Origin of the sequence: Franzmannia qiaohouensis (assembly GCF_031451695.1) — a bacterium.
Taxonomy (GTDB): domain Bacteria; phylum Pseudomonadota; class Gammaproteobacteria; order Pseudomonadales; family Halomonadaceae; genus Franzmannia; species Franzmannia qiaohouensis.
Window position 1 is genome coordinate 1 of record NZ_JARWAM010000008.1, and the last position, 16,324, is coordinate 16,324.

Genomic DNA, 16,324 nt, shown 5'->3' on the forward strand with positions numbered 1-16,324 from the left:
TGGCCATCTTGACGTTGGTGAGGTCGACGTCGGAGTGATCCGGCTTGACGCGGATCTTGACGTTGTAGTCGATGACGCGTTTGACCGCGACGAGGATCTTCATGGGCGGCTCTCCCGGTTCGTGACACTGGCAAGGCCAGGGTGATGGCCTGGCCCAAATGGCCCAAATGGCCCAAATGGCCCAAATGGCCCAAATGGCCCAAATGGCCCAGCCATATATTTTGCTAAGCGAAATATAATTTCATTATACAGGCTAAACGGTAAAAAACCCAACCCGCCAGGTCAAGCCCCTCGGCGGTTACCAGGGGGCCAACACGAACCAGGCGGACAGCAGCGGGATCGACGCGAGCAGGAAGCGGGCATTCCAACGGTAACCGATACGCGTTGACGCCACCCCGGTGAAACGCGACAGGATCAGCATCGACGCGGTCATCGGCGACGACATCAGCGCCAGCGCCCAGCCCACCATCAAGGACGCGCCAATCAGCGCCGGCGACAACCCCTCAATCGCCAGTGAGGGTAGCAGGCCGACCAGCAGCGTCACGGTGACGATCGGGTTGACCCCTACCTGGGCCAGGAGCACGACCATCAGCATCGCCAGCACGGCATTGGCAGAGCCCAGAGGCTCCAGCAGCGCGATCAGCGGCGTCATGCTCTGGACATCCACCAGCGCCACACAAAGGTGCCCCAGGTAGCCGGCAGCCCCCAGCACCACGATCTCGTTGCCGCTGGGTGCCAGCAGCCAGGGCAGCTGCCGATGCAGGCTGGCCGCGGCGGCCGGGATCCCCGCGGCGCCCAGGCGGCGGCGCTGCCACGCCAGCCAGGCCATGGCGCCCAGCGGTGCGCCCAGCAGCGCGGCGATGGGCAAGCGCACGTCCAGGGCCCAGGCGAGGGTGAAGACCAGCGAGACGATCGCCATCAGCAACAGCGAGAACTGCCAAAGCGGCAGCAGCGAAGGCGACGACGACTCTCGCTTGGCGCGGTCGGGATGCGGGCCGGTCAGATGATCCACCCCCCAGCCGACGAAGAAGATGACCAGCGCCGCACCGAGCACGAAGGGGGCCAGGTCGAGCCAGCGCAGCTCGGGCAGGCTCGACAGTACCACCGCCACGCCGATGCCCATGGGCGATATCAAGGGCGCCAACGAGAAGCCGCGCAGCAGCGCCAGCATCATGCGTCGCTGGCGCGCATTCTGCACCCAGGTGCGCCCCTGGGCTGCCTCGAGGGTATTGCTCTTCTCGATCATGCCGGCGAACAGATTGAGTACGCCGATATTGAGGATAATGCCGAACAGCGCCGAGCCGGCGGAGAGGATCGGATAGCGGCGCCCCGGGGGCTGCAGCAGCATCGCCGCACCGCAGCGGCGTACCAGCCGCGAACGGTAGGCCGGCAGCCGCAGCAGACTGAGGGCCACCAGGAAGGTGGCAAAGAACGCGAAGCGCCCCGCCGCCTCGAACAGCAGGCGCCCGGGTGCGGCGGCCAACCACAGCGCCAGCAGCGTCAACAGGGCAGCGACCAGCAGCAGGCCCCGCGCCATGCGTGAAAGCAGCCCTCCCACGCTCAGCAGGTAGATCCCCAGGGCAACAATACCCACGCCCTGCAGCACCAGATGGCCCGTGATCAGATGGCCGAGGGTCGCAAGGGTGACCAGCGCCAGCAGTGAGGAGCGCTGCCGGGCCCATCTCACTCCGGCAAACCCTGCCCATCGACCAGGTCGCGCAGGCGACCCTTGAGAATCTTGCCGCTGGCCGTGGCGGGCAGCGACTCCATCATCACCAGCGTCGAGGGCCGCTTGTAGGGCGACAGTCGTTCGGCGATGAAGGCCCTGAGCGTGGCTTCATCCACGCAAGCCCCCGGCTCGCACTGAATGAAGGCGACGACCTCCTCGTTACCCGCCACCTGTCGCCCCACGACCGCCGAGAGGGTCACATCGGGGTGCTCGTTGATCACCGCCTCGACGTCGGGTGGGTAGATATTGAAACCGGAGCGAATGATCAGCTCCTTGCTGCGTCCGACGATATACAGCTGGCCGTGGTCATCGACACGGGCGATATCGCCGGTATTGAGCCAGCCATCGTCGCTGAGGCAGGCACGGGTCGCCTCGGGTTGCCGGAAGTAGCCTTTCATCACATTGGGGCCACGCACCCAGAGCTCGCCGATGCCGTCATCCCCCGGCGTCTGGTTGCCGCCGGCCTCGAGCGGCGCCAGCCGGTACTCCAGCAGGGGTAGCACCGCGCCCACGGTATTGCTGTCGAAGCGATCGTCGATGCGCGTCTGGCTGATGGTCGGACTGGCCTCGGTGAGGCCGTAGCCGTTGTGCAGCGGCAGGCCGAAAATGGCCTCGACACGCTGCTTGGTATCGCTGTCCAGCGGTGATCCACCGGCGGACATATAGCCAAGCGCCGGCGCGACCAGCGAGGCTCCCTGGCGACGCAGGTATTCCAGGGTCCGCGAGTACATCGCCGGCACGCCCTGGAGCACCGTGATCCGCTCCTTGTCCAGGGCCTCGAGCATGGCCGGCGCGTCGAAGCGCGGCACGCTATACAGGCAGGCACCGTTATACAGCGAGCCCATGCACACCGAGGACAAGCCAAACACGTGCGACATCGGCAGCACCCCATAGACCCGCTGCCCTTGGGTGAGGTGGCGCATGCCGCCGGAGATCGAGGCGATATAGAGAATGCCGCGATGGGTCAGCATCACGCCCTTGGGCGTGCCGGTGGTGCCCGAGGTGTAGATCATCGCCGCCACCTGGTCGGCACCGCTGGGTTCGACACGCTCAGGCGCGGTGTCACGCAGCTCACCGATATGCAGGGCGCCCAGGCGGGGATGCTGATATGGCGCGGCCTTGTGGCGCTGTGCATGCTGCGATGCGTCCAGCGAAGCTTCACTGGTATAGAACACCCGACGCGGGTCGCAGTTGTCGTGGATCTGGTCGATTTCCTGCGCCGACAGCCGCGAATTGACGATCGCCACCCAGGCGTCGAGTTCACTGGCGGCCAATAGCATGACCACCAGCGCGCGGCTGTTTTCGCTGACCAGCATGAGGCGGTCGCCGGGCCGAATGCCCAGCGTACTCATCCACTCGGCGGCCGCGCGGATCTCGTGCCCCAGCTCGGCGTAGCTCCAGCGCACGTCACCATCCACCAGCGCCGGCTGTGTGCCAAGACGCTCGGCGTTGGCCAGCACGCGATGGCTGAGCCGATCGGGCAATTCGGCCATCAGTTCGCTGGCCAGACGACCGAAGATCCGCTCGTCCGGCGCGCGATGAATCACTGACAGGGCCATCAGGACACCTCCCGCACCATGTCCCGGGCTATCACCAGCTGCTGAATCTGGGTGGTGCCTTCATAGATCCTGAACAGGCGCACGTCACGATAGAAGCGCTCGACGGCATATTCGGCCATGTAGCCAGCACCGCCGTGGACCTGGACCGCACGATCCGCGACACGCCCCACCATCTCGGCGCAGAACAGCTTGCAGCACGAGGCCAGCGTCGAGACCTTCTCTCCGGCGTCCTTGCGCTGCGCGGCGTCGAGCACCATGGTGCGGCCGGCGTAGGCTTCGGTCTTGCTGTCGGCCAGCATCGCCTGGATCAGCTGGTGATCGGCTAGCCGAACGCCGAACTGTTTGCGGTCGATGGCATAGTTCAGTGACTCCTCTACCAGGCGCTCCGCTACGCCGACACACACCGCGGAGATATGCAGCCGGCCACGGTCGAGCACCTTCATGGCGGTCTTGAATCCCTGCCCCTCCTTGCCGCCGATGATGTTCTCGGCCGGCACCCGGCAGTCCTCGAAGATGATATCGCAGGTATGGGCGCCCTTCTGGCCCATCTTGTCGTCCGACGGGCCGCGCTTGAGCCCCGGGGTATCACCCTCGACGATAAACGCCGAGATACCGCCGGCGCCTTTGTTGCTGGGGTCGGTGCGGGCCATGACGGTAAACAGGTCGGCCTCGGGGCCGTTGGTGATGTAGCGCTTGGTGCCGTTGAGCACGTAGTGGTCGCCATCGCGAACCGCCGTGGTTCTGAGGCTGGCCGCATCCGAACCCGAGTCGGGCTCGGTCAGGCAGAAGGAGCTCAACAGTTCGCCGGTCGCCAGGCGCGGCACATACTGCGCCTTCTGCTCGGGGGTCCCGTCGATGAGGATACCCTGGGCGCCGATGCCGTTGTTGGTGCCAAACACCGAGCGAAAGGCAGGCGAGGTCTTGCCGATCTCGATGGCCACCAGCGCCTCCTCCTCCATGGTCAGCCCCAGGCCGCCGTACTCCTCGGGAATCGACAGGCCGAACAGCCCCATCTCCTTCATCTCCTGCAGCAGTTCCGGCGGCACCGCATCCTCTTCCGCCAGGCGGACTTCGTTGGGGATAAGGCGCTCGCGCACGAAGCGGGAGATGGTATCGACAAGCTGATTGAGCAGTTCGGGATCGCGAATCATGGCGTGACCTCGGCGGTTGGCGGCGAGTTGTTGGCAGCGGTGAGCGTCACTGCAGGTTTTGCATAGCAGAACGGTTGCCCGCATTGTTGTCAGGCACTGTCACATAGCCTAGGATGACCGTCAATAAACGAAATGATGTTTTGCTATGCAGAACTACTCACGCCATGACGAGGAATCCGCCCATGTCGACAGCTCCCTCATCGTCTTCCGTCAGCGCCCCCCCCTTCCGCGTCCTGGGCATCGTGGGGACCGGTGCCATGGGCCGCGGCATCGCACAGATCGCCGCCCAGGCCGGACTGACCGTCCATCTACACGACCAGCGTGAAGGCGCCGTCGCCGAGGCCCGCGACTTCATCGGCGGCATGTGGAACCGCGCCGTGCACAAGCAGCGCCTGAGCGACGCCGAGGCCGAGCGCTACGCCGCGCGGCTCAAGGAAGCCACGACCCTCTCCGCGCTGGCGGAGTGTGACATCGTCATTGAAGCCATTGTCGAGACCCTGGACGCCAAGCAGTCGCTGTTTTGCGAGCTTGAGTCGCTGCTGAGCGAGGAGACCATACTCGCCACCAACACCTCGTCGCTGTCCGTCACCGCCATCGCCTCGGCCTGCCAACGCCCCGAGCGAGTCATCGGCTTTCACTTCTTCAATCCGGTCCCGCTGATGAAGATCGCCGAAGTGATTCCCGGGCTGAGGACCGATCCCGACGTGGTCGCCCGCGTCGAGGCACTCGGCCAGTCGATGGGCCACTTCACCGCCCGCACCACCGACACCCCCGGCTTCCTGGTCAACCATGCCGGTCGCGCCTACGGCACGGAAGCGCTGAAGGTCCTCGGCGAGTGCGTTACCGACCCTGTCACCATCGACCGCATCCTGGTCGATCAGGGTGGCTTCCGCATGGGGCCGTTCAGCCTGCTCGACCTGACCGGGCTCGACGTGTCGCATGCGGTGATGGAGTCGATCTACCACCAGTACTACGAGGAGCCGCGCTTCCGCCCTTCGCCGCTGACGCGTCAGCGGCTCACCGCCGGCCTGCTGGGCCGCAAGAGCGGCGCAGGCTTCTACCGCTATATCGATGGCAAGCCCGAGGTGGCGGACGAACCGCCGCTACCCCGCGTGGCGCCCTGCCCGGTCTGGATAGGGCCCGACCAGCCGGAGGCTCGCCAAGCCTTGGTCGATCTCGTCCAGGCCGCCGGCTGGCCGCTGGAGAGCGGCGATACGCCGTCGTTGGAAGCGCTCTGCCTGGTCGCGCCGCTGGGCGAGGATGCCACCGCCACCGTCCTGCGGCTCGGCCTACCCGCTGAACGCTGCGTCGCCGTGGACCTGCTGGCCGGCCTCGAGGGGCGGCGCAGCCTGATGACGACCCCGGCGACCCTCCCCGAGGTGCGCGCTGCCGCCATGGCGCTGCTGGGTGACGACGGCACCCCGGTGAGTGCGCTCGAGGATAGCAACGGCTTCGTGCTGCAGAGGGTGGTGGCCTGCATCGTCAACGTGGGCAGCGACATCGCCCAGCAGGGCGTAGCCACCCCCGACACTATCGACCGCGCCGTCGAGCTGGGGCTCGGCTACCCGCGTGGGCCGCTGGCCATGGGTGACCACTACGGCAGCCGGCTGATACTCACGATCCTCGACAACCTGCTCGCTGCCACCGGCGATCCTCGCTACCGCGCCAGCCCCTGGCTGCGTCGCCGCGCCACCCTCGGCCTTGCGCTTACCACCCCCTGAGCCCTATACGGAGACCACTCCCATGCAAGACGCCTACATCTATGACGGCCTGCGCACCCCCTTTGGCCGCCACGGCGGTGGCTTGGCCAACGTGCGCCCCGACGACATGCTGGGCCAGGTGCTCAAGTCCCTGGTGACACGCAACGGCTTTGGCCTCGAGGCCTATGAAGAGGTGCTGGCGGGCTGCACCAACCAGGCCGGCGAGGACTCGCGCAACGTGGCCCGCCATGCCGGACTGGTCGCCGGCCTGCCGGTGGAGGTCGCGGCCCAGACGGTCAACCGCCTGTGTGGCAGCGGCCTGGCCGCCGTGATAGACGCCGCGCGTGCCACGCGCCTCGGCGAGGGCGAGCTGTTCCTGGCCGGCGGCGTGGAGTCCATGTCGCGCGCCCCTTACGTGCTCGGCAAGGCGCAGACGGCGTTCGCCCGCAACCAGCCGATGTATGACACCGTGATTGGTGCACGCTTCCCCAACCCTTGGATCGCCCAGCAATTCGGCAGCCACAGCATGCCCGAGACCGCCGATAACGTGGCCCACGACCTGGCGATCAGCCGCGAGGCCGGCGACGCCTTCGCCGCGCGGTCCCAGGCCCGCTACGCCACGGCGCTCGAGCGCGGCTTCTACGACGACGAGCTGCTCGCCGTCGAGGTGCCCCAGGGCCGCAAGCAGCCTCCGCTGACGGTCGACAGGGACGAGCATCCGCGCCCGGGGACCGATGCCGGTAAACTCGGCAAACTGGGTGCGCTATTCGACGGTGGCGTGGTTACCGCCGGCAACGCCTCGGGGCTGAACGACGGCGCCGCCGCCCTGATCGTGGGCAGCCGGGCCGCCGGTGAGCGCGCGGGCGTCGCCCCGCGGGCAAGAATCGTCGCCAGCGCCCTGGCCGGAGTGCCACCCCGCGTCATGGGCCTGGGGCCGGTACCGGCCAGCCGCAAGGCGCTGGAGCGCGCCGGCCTCAGCCTGGCGCAGATGGACGTGATCGAGATCAATGAGGCGTTTGCCGTCCAGGTACTGGGCTGTGCCAAGCAGCTCGAGCTCGATCCCGACGACAGTCGACTCAACGCCAACGGTGGCGCCATCGCCATCGGCCATCCGCTCGGCGCATCAGGGGCGCGCCTGGCGCTGACCGCCCTGCGCCAACTGGAAGCCAGCGGTGGACGCTACGCGCTAGTGACGATGTGCATCGGCGTCGGCCAGGGCATCGCCTGCGTGCTCGAGCGGCTCGATTGAGGCCCACTGCCCCGCAGCGGCGGACGTCGCTGCGGGGGTATGCGATACTTTGCTGACGCTAGAATTCGGCACAGGGAACCCGCAATGCATAACCCCGCCAATTGGCAAGATGAACCGTCAGCGCCGACCAAGGACCGCAATTTCGTCACCGCCCTGGCTCGCGGCCTAGAACTGCTGCGCGCCTTTGGCACCGGCGAGGAGTATCTAGGCAACGCCGAACTCTCGAGCCGCACCGGCATTCCGCGTCCCACCGTCTCGCGGCTGACCTATACGCTCACCCAGCTCGGTTACCTGAAACACAATACCCGACTCGAGAAGTATCGACTGGGCCCCGGCATTCTTGCCCTGGGCTACCGCTTTCTCGCCAATCAGGGCATTCGAGACATCGCCCGGCCGCATATGCAGCAGCTGGCCGATACCACGGATTGCGCCATCGCGCTGGGCAGCGCGGACCGCCATGCCATGACCTACCTCGAGGTCTGCCAGGGCAAGGGCCCGCTGGTCATGCGGCTCGAGGCAGGGTCGCGGATTCCCATCGCCACCACCGCCATTGGGCGCGCCTGGCTATGCGGACTGCCCCAGCAGCAGCGCGACAGCTTCGTGGAAGAGCTTCGCCAGCAATCCCCCGATCAGTGGTCAGCGCTCTCCAAGAGTCTCGACAAGAGTCTCGACGAGTACCAGCGCTATGGCTTCTGCCTGTCGGAGGGCGAGTGGGAGCGCGACGTCAGCGCCGTGGCGATTCCCCTGGTGCTGGAAGACGGCGCCGAGATCATGGCGCTCAACTGCGGCGGGGCCTCGCTACGTCTGAACCACGATGTCCTGGTCGACAACCTGGGCCCGCGGCTACGCGACGTCGCCGATCGGATCCTGGCCGAGCTTCGCCATCACCCGATGCGTTGAACCCGTCAACCCATACGGCATAGCGGATTGGGGATACTCATTGCCTGCCAAGCTACCAGGCAGGATAGCCAAGGAATCCGGCATGTCAGATTCGCCTCAAGACCCACTCGTGACCAGCCTTGCCGCCTGCGCGCAGGGCGACGGTCAGGCGCTGGAGCGTGTCTATCGCTTGGCCAGCCCGCATCTGTACGCCCAGCTGCTGCGTATTGTAAGAAACGAGAGTGCCGCCCAGGATTGCTTGCAGCAGGTCTTCATTCGCGTCTGGCAGTCTGCCGGGCAGTACGATGCCAGTCGCGCCAAGCCAATGACCTGGCTGAGCACCCTGACCCGCAACATAGGCATCGACTGGCTGCGCCGCCAGCGCCCACAGGAGGCCGACGGCCAGGCCCTGATCGACGAACTGGCCGGGCTGGATGACCCGGCCGCTGACGGCCAGCGCGATCAGGAGAGCAGCCAGCTGCATGAGTGCCTCGAGATACTGCCCGCCAAGCAGCGCCAGGTACTTGAACTGGCTTTCTTCCACGGCTTGACCCACAGCGAGCTGGCTGGCGCCATCACCCAGCCGCTGGGCACGGTCAAGAGTTGGGTACGCCGCGGCCTGGAGAGATTGAAATCATGTCTGACGACTGGGATCTGAGCGACCCCGACGAGCGCCATCTGGCCGCCGGCGAGTATGTGCTGGGCACGCTCGACGCCCAGCAGAAGGCGCGCTTCGAAGCGCTGCTGGCGGTCAGCCACGACCTGCAGAACGACGTGGCGCGCTGGCGCGAGCACCTGCAGCTGTTCAACGACCAGCTCGACCCGCGCCTGCCGCCCGCCGAGGTGTGGCGGCGCATCGCCAGCGCTACCGGTATTGCGCCACGCCCCTGGTGGCAGTCGCTGGGCATATGGCGCACCGCCAGCGGGACCTTTGCCGCGGCAGCACTGGCACTGGGGCTGCTGTGGAGCCAGAGCGATATCACACCGCTGCCCGACGATGGCCAGGCCGTCTACGTGGTACTCGACGAGCAGCGCACGCCGGGCTGGATCATCAGCGCGACGGATAGCGGTGAGCTCTACGTCCAGGCCGTGCAGCCCACCCAGGTTGGCGCCCAGCAGACCGGCGAGCTGTGGCTGATCGCCGACGAGACGCCGATCTCGCTGGGCCTGCTGCCCAGCGAAGGGCGTCATACCCTGGCGCCCAGCGAGGAACTGCGCGAGCTGCTGATGACCGCCGATCTTGCGGTCAGCGTCGAACCGGAGGGCGGTGCCCCCGAGGGCCAACCGACCGGACCGATCATTGACTCCGGTCGCATGACCCCGGTACGCGGCGGCACCTTCACCTTCTAGGCATCGGTGCTGGGCGCCAGCTCGAGGCGTGTCCGTCAGGCCTCGACCTGGGCACGCACCTTGTCGACGATATGGGCGCCGATCGGCAGCGCCGAGGTGGCCGCCGGCGACGGCGCATTGCAGACGTTGACCGTGCGCCGGGTGTTGACGAACAGGAAGTCGTCGATCAGCTTGCCCTCGCGGGACACCGCCTGGGCGCGCACTCCCGAGGGATAGGGCCCCAGGTCGTCGAGGGTCAGGCTCGGGCAGTACTTGCGCACCTCCTCGAGATAACCCTTGCGAAACAGCGAATTCTTCATCTCCACCAGCCCCGGCCGCAGGTTCTTGCCCAGCGCCTTGAGAATGCCGGGGTTGGAGAACATCCTGGCCATGTCGAGCAGCGACACGTCGGACTTGCGATAGCCCTCGCGCTTGAGTGCCAGCACCGCGTTGGGGCCGACCGTGACGCTGCCATCGATCATGCGCGTCAGGTGCACGCCGAGAAACGGCATCGAGGGATCGGGAATCGGGTAGATCAGGTGCTTGACGATGCGGTTGCGGGTGGCCGGCAGTTGGTAGTACTCGCCGCGGAACGGGCAGATGGTGAACCCCGGATTCTTGCCCAGCATGCGCACCAGGCGGTCGGCCATCAGTCCCGAGCAGGACACCAGGTAGCGGCTGACGAAGTCGCCCTGGCGGGTCTTCAGTACCACCTCGTGGGGGCGCTCCTCGATGCCGGTGACCTCGGTGGCGAACTGCAGCTCACCGCCCTGGCGCTCGAACTCGGCGGCCATGGCCCGCGCCACCTCGGCGTAGTCGACGATGCCGCTGGACGGTACCAGGATCGCCCCCTCGCCGACGATATTGGGCTCCCGCTCATGCAACTCATCGGCACTCAGCCAGTGTCGCTCCAGGCCGTTGGCCTCGGTGCGCTCCCACAGCGCCTGCATGCGCTCGAGCTCCAGCGCGTTGGTAGCGACCAGCAGCTTGCCGCAGGTGTCGTAGGCGATTGCGTGCTCATCGCAGAACGCCTTGGTGGCGCGGTTACCGGCCAGGCAGAAGCGCGCCTTGAGACTGCCCGGCGTGTAGTAGACCCCGGCATGGATCACGCCGCTGTTGTGCCCGCTCTGGTGACGCGCCGGCCCCTCCTCCTTGTCGAGCAGCAGCATGCGACGCCCCGGATAGACGCGGTTGAGCTGCATGGCCGTGGAGAGCCCGAGAATCCCGCCGCCGATGATGATGAAATCGTACACGCGCGCCTCACGCTAGGCTGAATGTTGACGTTATTGGATAATATCAGCTTCCAGGCGAATATTTCGCCAGTTCAGCGCGGTTTGAGTATCATCCTGGGCAGTATCGTCACTCAGCCAAGGATCGCCATGCCCTCGACCACGGACAGCCAACCGCGCCAGAACCTCGCCATCAGCGCCTACCAAAGCCTCAAGCGCGATATCACCCGCGGCCAGTTCCGACCCGGTGAAAAGCTGCTGATGAGCACCCTCAAGGAGCGCTACGGCCTTGGGGTGGGCCCGCTGCGCGAAGCGCTCTCGCAGCTTGTGGCGGAGCGTCTGGTGGTCGCCATCAGCCAGCGCGGCTACCGGGTCGCGCCGATGTCACTGGCTGAACTCCACGACCTCTACGACGCTCGCTCGCAGCTCGAGGCCATGCTGCTGCGCCTGGCCATCGAGCGCGGCGACGATGCCTGGGAGGCGGATATCCTGGCCAAGGCCCATACCCTGTCGCGGGTCATGGAGGTCAACGGCCCGGACGAGGTGCTCGACGTCTGGGACAGCCGCCACAAGGCGTTTCACACCGCCATGGTGGCCGGCTGCAACTCCCCGCATTTGCTGCAGGTGCGCGACAGCCTGTTCGACCAGGTCGAGCGCTATCGCCACCTGTGGCTGCGCGAGACGGTGTTCTCGGAAAGCGCGCTGGAGGCCAAGCGCCAGGAGCACGCCGCCCTGGTCGAGGTGGTACTGGCCCGCGATGCCGAGCGCGCCAGCGCGATGATGTGCGAGCACCTGATGACGCCGGTGCCGATCATCACCGACACCATGCGTCGCCAGGGCTTGCTATAACAGCTAACTAGCCAGCTTGAGGCCTATTAGTCCAGCCAAAATCAGCACCAGGCTGAATAGCCGCCAAGGGTTGGCGCTGTCGCCGTAGATCACGATGCCCAGCAGCACCGTGCCTATCGCACCGATTCCTACCCAGATGGCATAGGCGGTGCCCACCGGCAGGCTCTTCATGGCCAATGAGAGAAGATAGAAGCTCGCCGCCATAGTGACCACGGTAAACACGCTGGCCAGTGGCCGGGTGAAGCCGTGGGAGGCCTTGAGCCCCAGCGCCCAGGCGACTTCCAGCAGCCCTGCCGCCAGCAGGTAGATCCAGGCAATATGCATGAACGATGACTCACGTCGGGCGGGGCCGTCCCCGAAACGGCAGGCACGCGCCGAGTCGTCCCGGGCGTGGTAATGCAGTTAGCGAGCCATTCTAGCCACTCGGCAGGATGGGTCAACGCTTCTGAACCAGCGCGCCTAGCGAGGGACGCCGGGGGCAGGTCGAAGAGGAGGTTTCGATGCCATGGATGGCATCGGTAGCGCCCAGGGATGGTTTACAGCGCCTCCTCGTAGGCCTGCCGACGGATCAGTCCCGAGCGGAACCGCTACCTGTCATGGCTCTCGGCACGCGGATTGACCGGGTAGTAGCGCTCGGGCAGGCGTTCGATATGAGTAAAGAAGCGGGTGTCCTTGTAGGGCATCTTCATATAGCCCGATACCCCGAGCCCCTCGATCTGATCGATCGCCGCGAGCATCGTTGCCAGCAGCTCGGCGAAGGTGCGCTCCTGAGTGGGATCGAGCAACCGATAGTAGCTGTGTATCTTGAGGTGGGTGGGCAGCGCCTCGAAGATGATCATGCCGGTATGGCGAATGCCGTTGAGCGCCTCCAGCGCATTGATGATGGTCGCCGGTAGCACCAGCAGCTCCTCAGGGTCCGGGCCATCCTCGAAGTAGGAGTGCACGCGACTCTCGTCCTCGATCTCGGGTACTGCGCTGACCTCATAGGGCAGCGCCATGCCCGGCACGGCACGAAACGGCTCGGCGGGTTCGGCGCGGTCGATATGCAGGGTATCGCGGGCGTTGAACAGGCAGCTCTTGAAAATACCCTGGCGGTAGATGGCCCGGGCCAGCTGGACCATGGCGTTGACCGCGCTGACGAAGGCGTCACGCCGCGACGGGTCGTGGAGATTCAGCGAGGTGTCGATATAGACCCCGTCGCGCTCCCAGCGCACCGCCAGGCCGCCGACAACCGGATAGTGCCCCAGCCGGCTGACCGCCGCCAGGAAGGCCTTCTCGGTGTCGCCCATGCCCTGCATGAACTGCTTGTAGTAGCGATCGAGCTGCACATCGTTGACCTCGGCAGGCGACGCCAGTGCTCCCTCCTCACGCAGAAACGCGCGCCGCGAGCTGTAGACCACGGTATCGATGTCGCGGTCGGCGCGCCGGCTCCACACCGGCACCAAGGGCACCGGCGGCGCGCCTGGCAGGTCGATCAACACGTGGCGCGCCAGGCGCGGCATTTCGCGCAGGAAGTAGTCGCCGGCGCGGCGGCGCAGCGCCGGGTCGTCATCGAGCAGTGCCTCGAGCACCCGGGCGAACTCCCGCGGCAGCCCCAGCGAGGTCGGCGGCATGGCGCGCCAGGCAAAGCGGCACGACTGCCCCGCGGCCAGCGCATACAGCGTGGCCGCCGCGCCCTGCTCATCGAAACGCGGCGACGACAGGGCCCCGTTGAGCTGTTCCTCACCGATGAAATAGACATCGCCCAGCCGCGCATTGGTGTGCTGCAGGTCATCCGCCATCAGCGAGGCGATGCCGCTGGCCAGATGCTGGTGCTGGGCATCGAGCTGAGCGAATACCGACGAGCCCCAGTCGATCAGCGCAACGCGCTCGCTGGCGGCATCGAACACCAGGTTCGAGGGCTTGATATCGCCGTGCACCACCACCCGCGACCCGCTGCGCAAGGCGCGCAGCATATCTGCCAGCTGCGCGGCAATATGCACCACCAGGCGCGGGCTCAGCGGCCCCTCACGCAGCGACACCTCCTCCAGGTTGAGCCCCGGGGCGCGCTCCATGACCAGGATCGACTGCTGGCGCACGCGTTGGAAGGCTACCAGCCGCGGCACCTGGGGATGCGCGACCTGCTCCAGCATGAAGGCCTCCTCTTCGAGGCGCGCCTTGAGGTGTGCCGGCAGCGTGATGCGGTTGAACTTGAACACCAGCCAGGCGCTATCTAGCGCCTGCGGCCGGCCGGCGAAGACGAAGCCGTAGGCGCCTTTGCCGATCAACTCGATGTCGCGATATCCGAGCTGCTCGAGCTGCGAGCGACACATCGCCACCCACTCCTTGAGTTTGCGCGCATCGTCATGGCTGAGCAGATAGATCGACTGCTCTTCGGGAATGTAGAACTGCTGCAGCGGCGCCTGGCTCATCGAGTACGGCCTCAGCCGAGATGCAGCAGCATCGATTCCGGCGCTTCCAGATAGCCCTTCCACGCCTGGCAGAAGCGTGCCATGTCACCGCCGTCGAGTACCCGGTGGTCGCCGGCCCAGGTAACCGTCATGATCGCCCGCGACACCACCGCGCCGTCCGCAGCGAAGCGCGGCAGGTGCTGCACTCGCCCGATGGCGCCGATCGCTACCTGAGGCGCGCTGATGATCGGTGTCGCATAGGTCCCCCCCAGCGCCCCGATGTTGGATAGCGTGATGGTCGCCCCCTTGAGATCGTCGCCGCCCACTCGGCCATCGCGGGCAGCCTGGGTCAAGCGCGCGATCTCGCCGGCCAACGCCATCAGGCTACTGCGCTCGACGTGACGCACCACCGGCACGATCAGGCCCGCGGGACTGTCCACCGCCATGCCGATATGGCAGTGCTGATGAAAGTGCACCTCGTCGCTCTCCGGCCGATAGCCGGCGTTGACGCGAGGATGCTCGCCCAGCGCCAACGCCAGGGACTTCATGAACAGCGCCATCAGCGTCAGCCGCTGGCCTTGGGCATCCGCCGCGGCCTTGAGCCGCTGGTGCAACGCCAGCAGCGCGCTGACATCGATCTCCTCGCCATAGTGGAAGTGCGGAATCGACACCGCCTCGCGCATATGCCGCGCCATGGCCGCACGCAATCCGCTCTGTTGCTCGGCGCGAGCCGCCGTCTCGCTGCTTGCAGCGGGCCGGGACGGCGCAGCTGGCGGCTGAATCGCCTGCAGGTCCTCCTTCAGGACCCGGCCATCCTTGCCGGAGCCCGTCACCTCGCTCAGCGCCACGCCCAGCTCTCGAGCCAGACGCCGCACCGCAGGGCTCGCCGGGGTCCGCTTCGCGGCCGCCGGCAATGGCTCACTCGCCCCAGCACTGGCCGATTCGGGCGACGGCGAGTTCGCCTCCTCGTCAGCCAACGCGCTGGTGCCTTCCGCTTCAGCCTCGGCCACAGGCTCGGCTTCCGCCTGGCCGGCAGGTCGATAGCTGAACAGGGCCGAATGTACCCTGGCGCTCTCGCCCTCGGCGTAGTGCAGCGCGGTGACCCGGCCGCTCTCCGGCGCAGTGATCTCGACCAGCGCCTTGTCGGTCATCACCTCGACCACCGGCTGATCCTCGCGAATCTCATCGCCCTCACCCACCAGCCACTTGACCACTTCACACTCGACGATGCCCTCACCGATATCGGGCAGCTTGAATTCGCTCATCACTCGACTCCCATCCCTAGAAATTGACGCTGGCGCGGATCGCCTCTAGCACCTTGAGGGCATCGGGCAGGTACTCCTTTTCCAGGGTCAGCGGAAACGGCGTATCCAGCCCGGTGACCCGGGCGATGGGCGACTCCAGATACAGGAAGCAGCGCTGCTGAATGGCCGCAGCGATCTCGGCGGCGAAGCCGCCGGTGAGCGGCGCCTCATGGCTGATCACCAGGCGCCCGGTCTTGAACACCGAGTCGGCCACGCAGTCGCGATCCCAGGGCAGGATGCTGCGCAGGTCGATCACCTCGCAGGAGATGCCGTCGCGCTCGGCGAGCTCGGCGGCCTCCTCGATGATCGGCATCTGCGCTCCCCACGCCACCAGGGTGATGTCGGCCCCCTCCTTGACCACCTCGGCCTCGCCCAGCGGCAGCTGGTAGTCGCCCTCGGGCACCTCGCCGCTGGAGGCCCGGTAGAGTCGCTTGGGCTCGAAGAACAGCACCGGGTTGGGGTCGCGGATCGACGCCAGCAGCAGCCCCTTGGCCTGGTGCGGGTTGCGCGGCACGACCACCTTGAGGCCGGGGGTGTGGGCGAAGTAGGCCTCCGGCGACTGCGAATGGTAGTGGCCGCCGGAGATGCCGCCGCCGTAAGGGGTACGAATGGTCAGGCCGCCGACGTTGAACAGATTCCCCGACCGGTAGCGGAACTTGGCACTCTCGTTGACGATCTGGTCGAAGGCGGGATAGATGTAGTCGGCGAACTGGATCTCGGCCACCGCCCTGTGGCCCTGGGCCGCCAGGCCGTTGGCGAAGCCGACGATGCCCTGCTCGACCAGCGGCGTATTGAAACAGCGCGCCTTGCCGTATTTCTCCTGCAGATGGCTGGTGGCGCGGAACACTCCGCCGAAGCTGCCCACGTCCTCGCCGAAGCAGATCACCCGCGAGTCTCTGTCCATGGCCACATCCAGCGCCTGATTGATCGCCTGAAGCATATTCATGTGCGCCATG

Annotated in this window: 14 protein-coding genes and 1 pseudogene; 6 read left to right on the top strand and 9 right to left on the bottom strand. The window is 66.5% G+C overall.

Annotated elements, in window-relative coordinates:
• From QC821_RS12005 to QC821_RS12020, 4 genes and pseudogenes are all read right to left on the bottom strand, one after another.
• A pseudogene (locus tag QC821_RS12005) lies at positions 1–103 on the bottom strand (electron transfer flavoprotein subunit beta/FixA family protein); the annotation flags it as partial.
• 195 nt (positions 104–298) lie between these two features.
• Positions 299–1,687: a hypothetical protein gene (locus tag QC821_RS12010; RefSeq protein WP_309721589.1), complete on the bottom strand. Its 1,389-nt coding sequence runs from the start codon at positions 1,685–1,687 to the stop codon at positions 299–301.
• Positions 1,684–3,288, bottom strand: coding sequence for a class I adenylate-forming enzyme family protein (locus tag QC821_RS12015; RefSeq protein ID WP_309721592.1), 1,605 nt, complete (start codon positions 3,286–3,288; stop codon positions 1,684–1,686). The genes QC821_RS12010 and QC821_RS12015 overlap by 4 nt, the downstream gene beginning before the upstream one ends.
• Positions 3,288–4,439, bottom strand: a complete 1,152-nt coding sequence (locus QC821_RS12020) for an acyl-CoA dehydrogenase family protein (protein ID WP_309721595.1) — start codon at positions 4,437–4,439, stop codon at positions 3,288–3,290. The genes QC821_RS12015 and QC821_RS12020 overlap by 1 nt, the downstream gene beginning before the upstream one ends.
• A 182-nt stretch (positions 4,440–4,621) precedes the next feature.
• On the opposite strand from QC821_RS12020, the gene QC821_RS12025 reads away from it, so the two are divergent.
• From QC821_RS12025 to QC821_RS12045, 5 genes are all read left to right on the top strand, one after another.
• Positions 4,622–6,160: a 3-hydroxyacyl-CoA dehydrogenase gene (locus QC821_RS12025; protein WP_309721598.1), complete on the top strand. Its 1,539-nt coding sequence runs from the start codon at positions 4,622–4,624 to the stop codon at positions 6,158–6,160.
• Positions 6,161–6,182: 22 nt separating this feature from the next.
• A complete protein-coding gene (locus QC821_RS12030) occupies positions 6,183–7,388 on the top strand; it encodes a 3-oxoadipyl-CoA thiolase (protein WP_309721600.1) in 1,206 nt (401 codons plus the stop codon).
• Positions 7,389–7,472: 84 nt separating this feature from the next.
• Positions 7,473–8,288, top strand: a complete 816-nt coding sequence (locus tag QC821_RS12035; protein WP_309721603.1) for an IclR family transcriptional regulator — start codon at positions 7,473–7,475, stop codon at positions 8,286–8,288.
• Positions 8,289–8,370: 82 nt separating this feature from the next.
• Positions 8,371–8,925, top strand: a complete 555-nt coding sequence (locus tag QC821_RS12040; RefSeq protein ID WP_309721606.1) for a sigma-70 family RNA polymerase sigma factor — start codon at positions 8,371–8,373, stop codon at positions 8,923–8,925.
• The gene (locus QC821_RS12045) at positions 8,904–9,617 is read left to right on the top strand and encodes an anti-sigma factor (protein ID WP_076748071.1); all 714 of its coding nucleotides are present in this window, start codon (positions 8,904–8,906) and stop codon (positions 9,615–9,617) included. Before QC821_RS12040 ends, QC821_RS12045 begins: the two co-directional genes overlap by 22 nt.
• A gap of 35 nt (positions 9,618–9,652) precedes the next feature.
• Here the strand turns inward: QC821_RS12045 and lhgO are convergent, their stop codons facing one another.
• Positions 9,653–10,849: an L-2-hydroxyglutarate oxidase gene (gene lhgO, locus QC821_RS12050; RefSeq protein ID WP_309721610.1), complete on the bottom strand. Its 1,197-nt coding sequence runs from the start codon at positions 10,847–10,849 to the stop codon at positions 9,653–9,655.
• 126 nt (positions 10,850–10,975) lie between these two features.
• Here lhgO and csiR point away from each other — a divergent pair, with 126 nt between their 5' ends.
• The gene (gene csiR / locus QC821_RS12055; RefSeq protein ID WP_309721615.1) at positions 10,976–11,674 is read left to right on the top strand and encodes a DNA-binding transcriptional regulator CsiR; all 699 of its coding nucleotides are present in this window, start codon (positions 10,976–10,978) and stop codon (positions 11,672–11,674) included.
• Between the two features lie 3 nt (positions 11,675–11,677).
• On the opposite strand, the gene sugE is transcribed toward csiR, so the two are convergent.
• From sugE to QC821_RS12075, 4 genes are all read right to left on the bottom strand, one after another.
• A complete protein-coding gene (gene sugE, locus QC821_RS12060) occupies positions 11,678–11,998 on the bottom strand; it encodes a quaternary ammonium compound efflux SMR transporter SugE (RefSeq protein ID WP_076748074.1) in 321 nt (106 codons plus the stop codon).
• A gap of 263 nt (positions 11,999–12,261) precedes the next feature.
• Complete coding sequence (locus QC821_RS12065) at positions 12,262–14,085, bottom strand: protein kinase domain-containing protein (RefSeq protein ID WP_309721622.1); 1,824 nt, start codon at positions 14,083–14,085, stop codon at positions 12,262–12,264.
• An 11-nt stretch (positions 14,086–14,096) separates the two neighbouring features.
• A complete protein-coding gene (locus QC821_RS12070) occupies positions 14,097–15,329 on the bottom strand; it encodes a 2-oxo acid dehydrogenase subunit E2 (protein ID WP_309721625.1) in 1,233 nt (410 codons plus the stop codon).
• A gap of 16 nt (positions 15,330–15,345) precedes the next feature.
• Positions 15,346–16,323: an alpha-ketoacid dehydrogenase subunit beta gene (locus QC821_RS12075; RefSeq protein ID WP_309721628.1), complete on the bottom strand. Its 978-nt coding sequence runs from the start codon at positions 16,321–16,323 to the stop codon at positions 15,346–15,348.
• Between the last annotated feature and the right edge of the window lies 1 nt (position 16,324).

Excerpts from the sequence above, each read along its gene's own strand:
- QC821_RS12035 (WP_309721603.1), top strand. The coding sequence starts at position 7,473 with ATGCATAACCCCGCCAATTGGCAAGATGAACCGTCAGCGCCGACCAAG.
- QC821_RS12015 (WP_309721592.1), bottom strand. The coding sequence starts at position 3,288 with ATGGCCCTGTCAGTGATTCATCGCGCGCCGGACGAGCGGATCTTCGGT.
- csiR (WP_309721615.1), top strand. The coding sequence starts at position 10,976 with ATGCCCTCGACCACGGACAGCCAACCGCGCCAGAACCTCGCCATCAGC.
- QC821_RS12075 (WP_309721628.1), bottom strand. The coding sequence starts at position 16,323 with ATGGCGCACATGAATATGCTTCAGGCGATCAATCAGGCGCTGGATGTG.
- QC821_RS12025 (WP_309721598.1), top strand. The coding sequence starts at position 4,622 with ATGTCGACAGCTCCCTCATCGTCTTCCGTCAGCGCCCCCCCCTTCCGC.
- QC821_RS12070 (WP_309721625.1), bottom strand. The coding sequence starts at position 15,329 with ATGAGCGAATTCAAGCTGCCCGATATCGGTGAGGGCATCGTCGAGTGT.
- QC821_RS12030 (WP_309721600.1), top strand. The coding sequence starts at position 6,183 with ATGCAAGACGCCTACATCTATGACGGCCTGCGCACCCCCTTTGGCCGC.
- QC821_RS12020 (WP_309721595.1), bottom strand. The coding sequence starts at position 4,439 with ATGATTCGCGATCCCGAACTGCTCAATCAGCTTGTCGATACCATCTCC.
- QC821_RS12040 (WP_309721606.1), top strand. The coding sequence starts at position 8,371 with ATGTCAGATTCGCCTCAAGACCCACTCGTGACCAGCCTTGCCGCCTGC.
- QC821_RS12045 (WP_076748071.1), top strand. The coding sequence starts at position 8,904 with ATGTCTGACGACTGGGATCTGAGCGACCCCGACGAGCGCCATCTGGCC.
- sugE (WP_076748074.1), bottom strand. The coding sequence starts at position 11,998 with ATGCATATTGCCTGGATCTACCTGCTGGCGGCAGGGCTGCTGGAAGTC.
- QC821_RS12065 (WP_309721622.1), bottom strand. The coding sequence starts at position 14,085 with ATGAGCCAGGCGCCGCTGCAGCAGTTCTACATTCCCGAAGAGCAGTCG.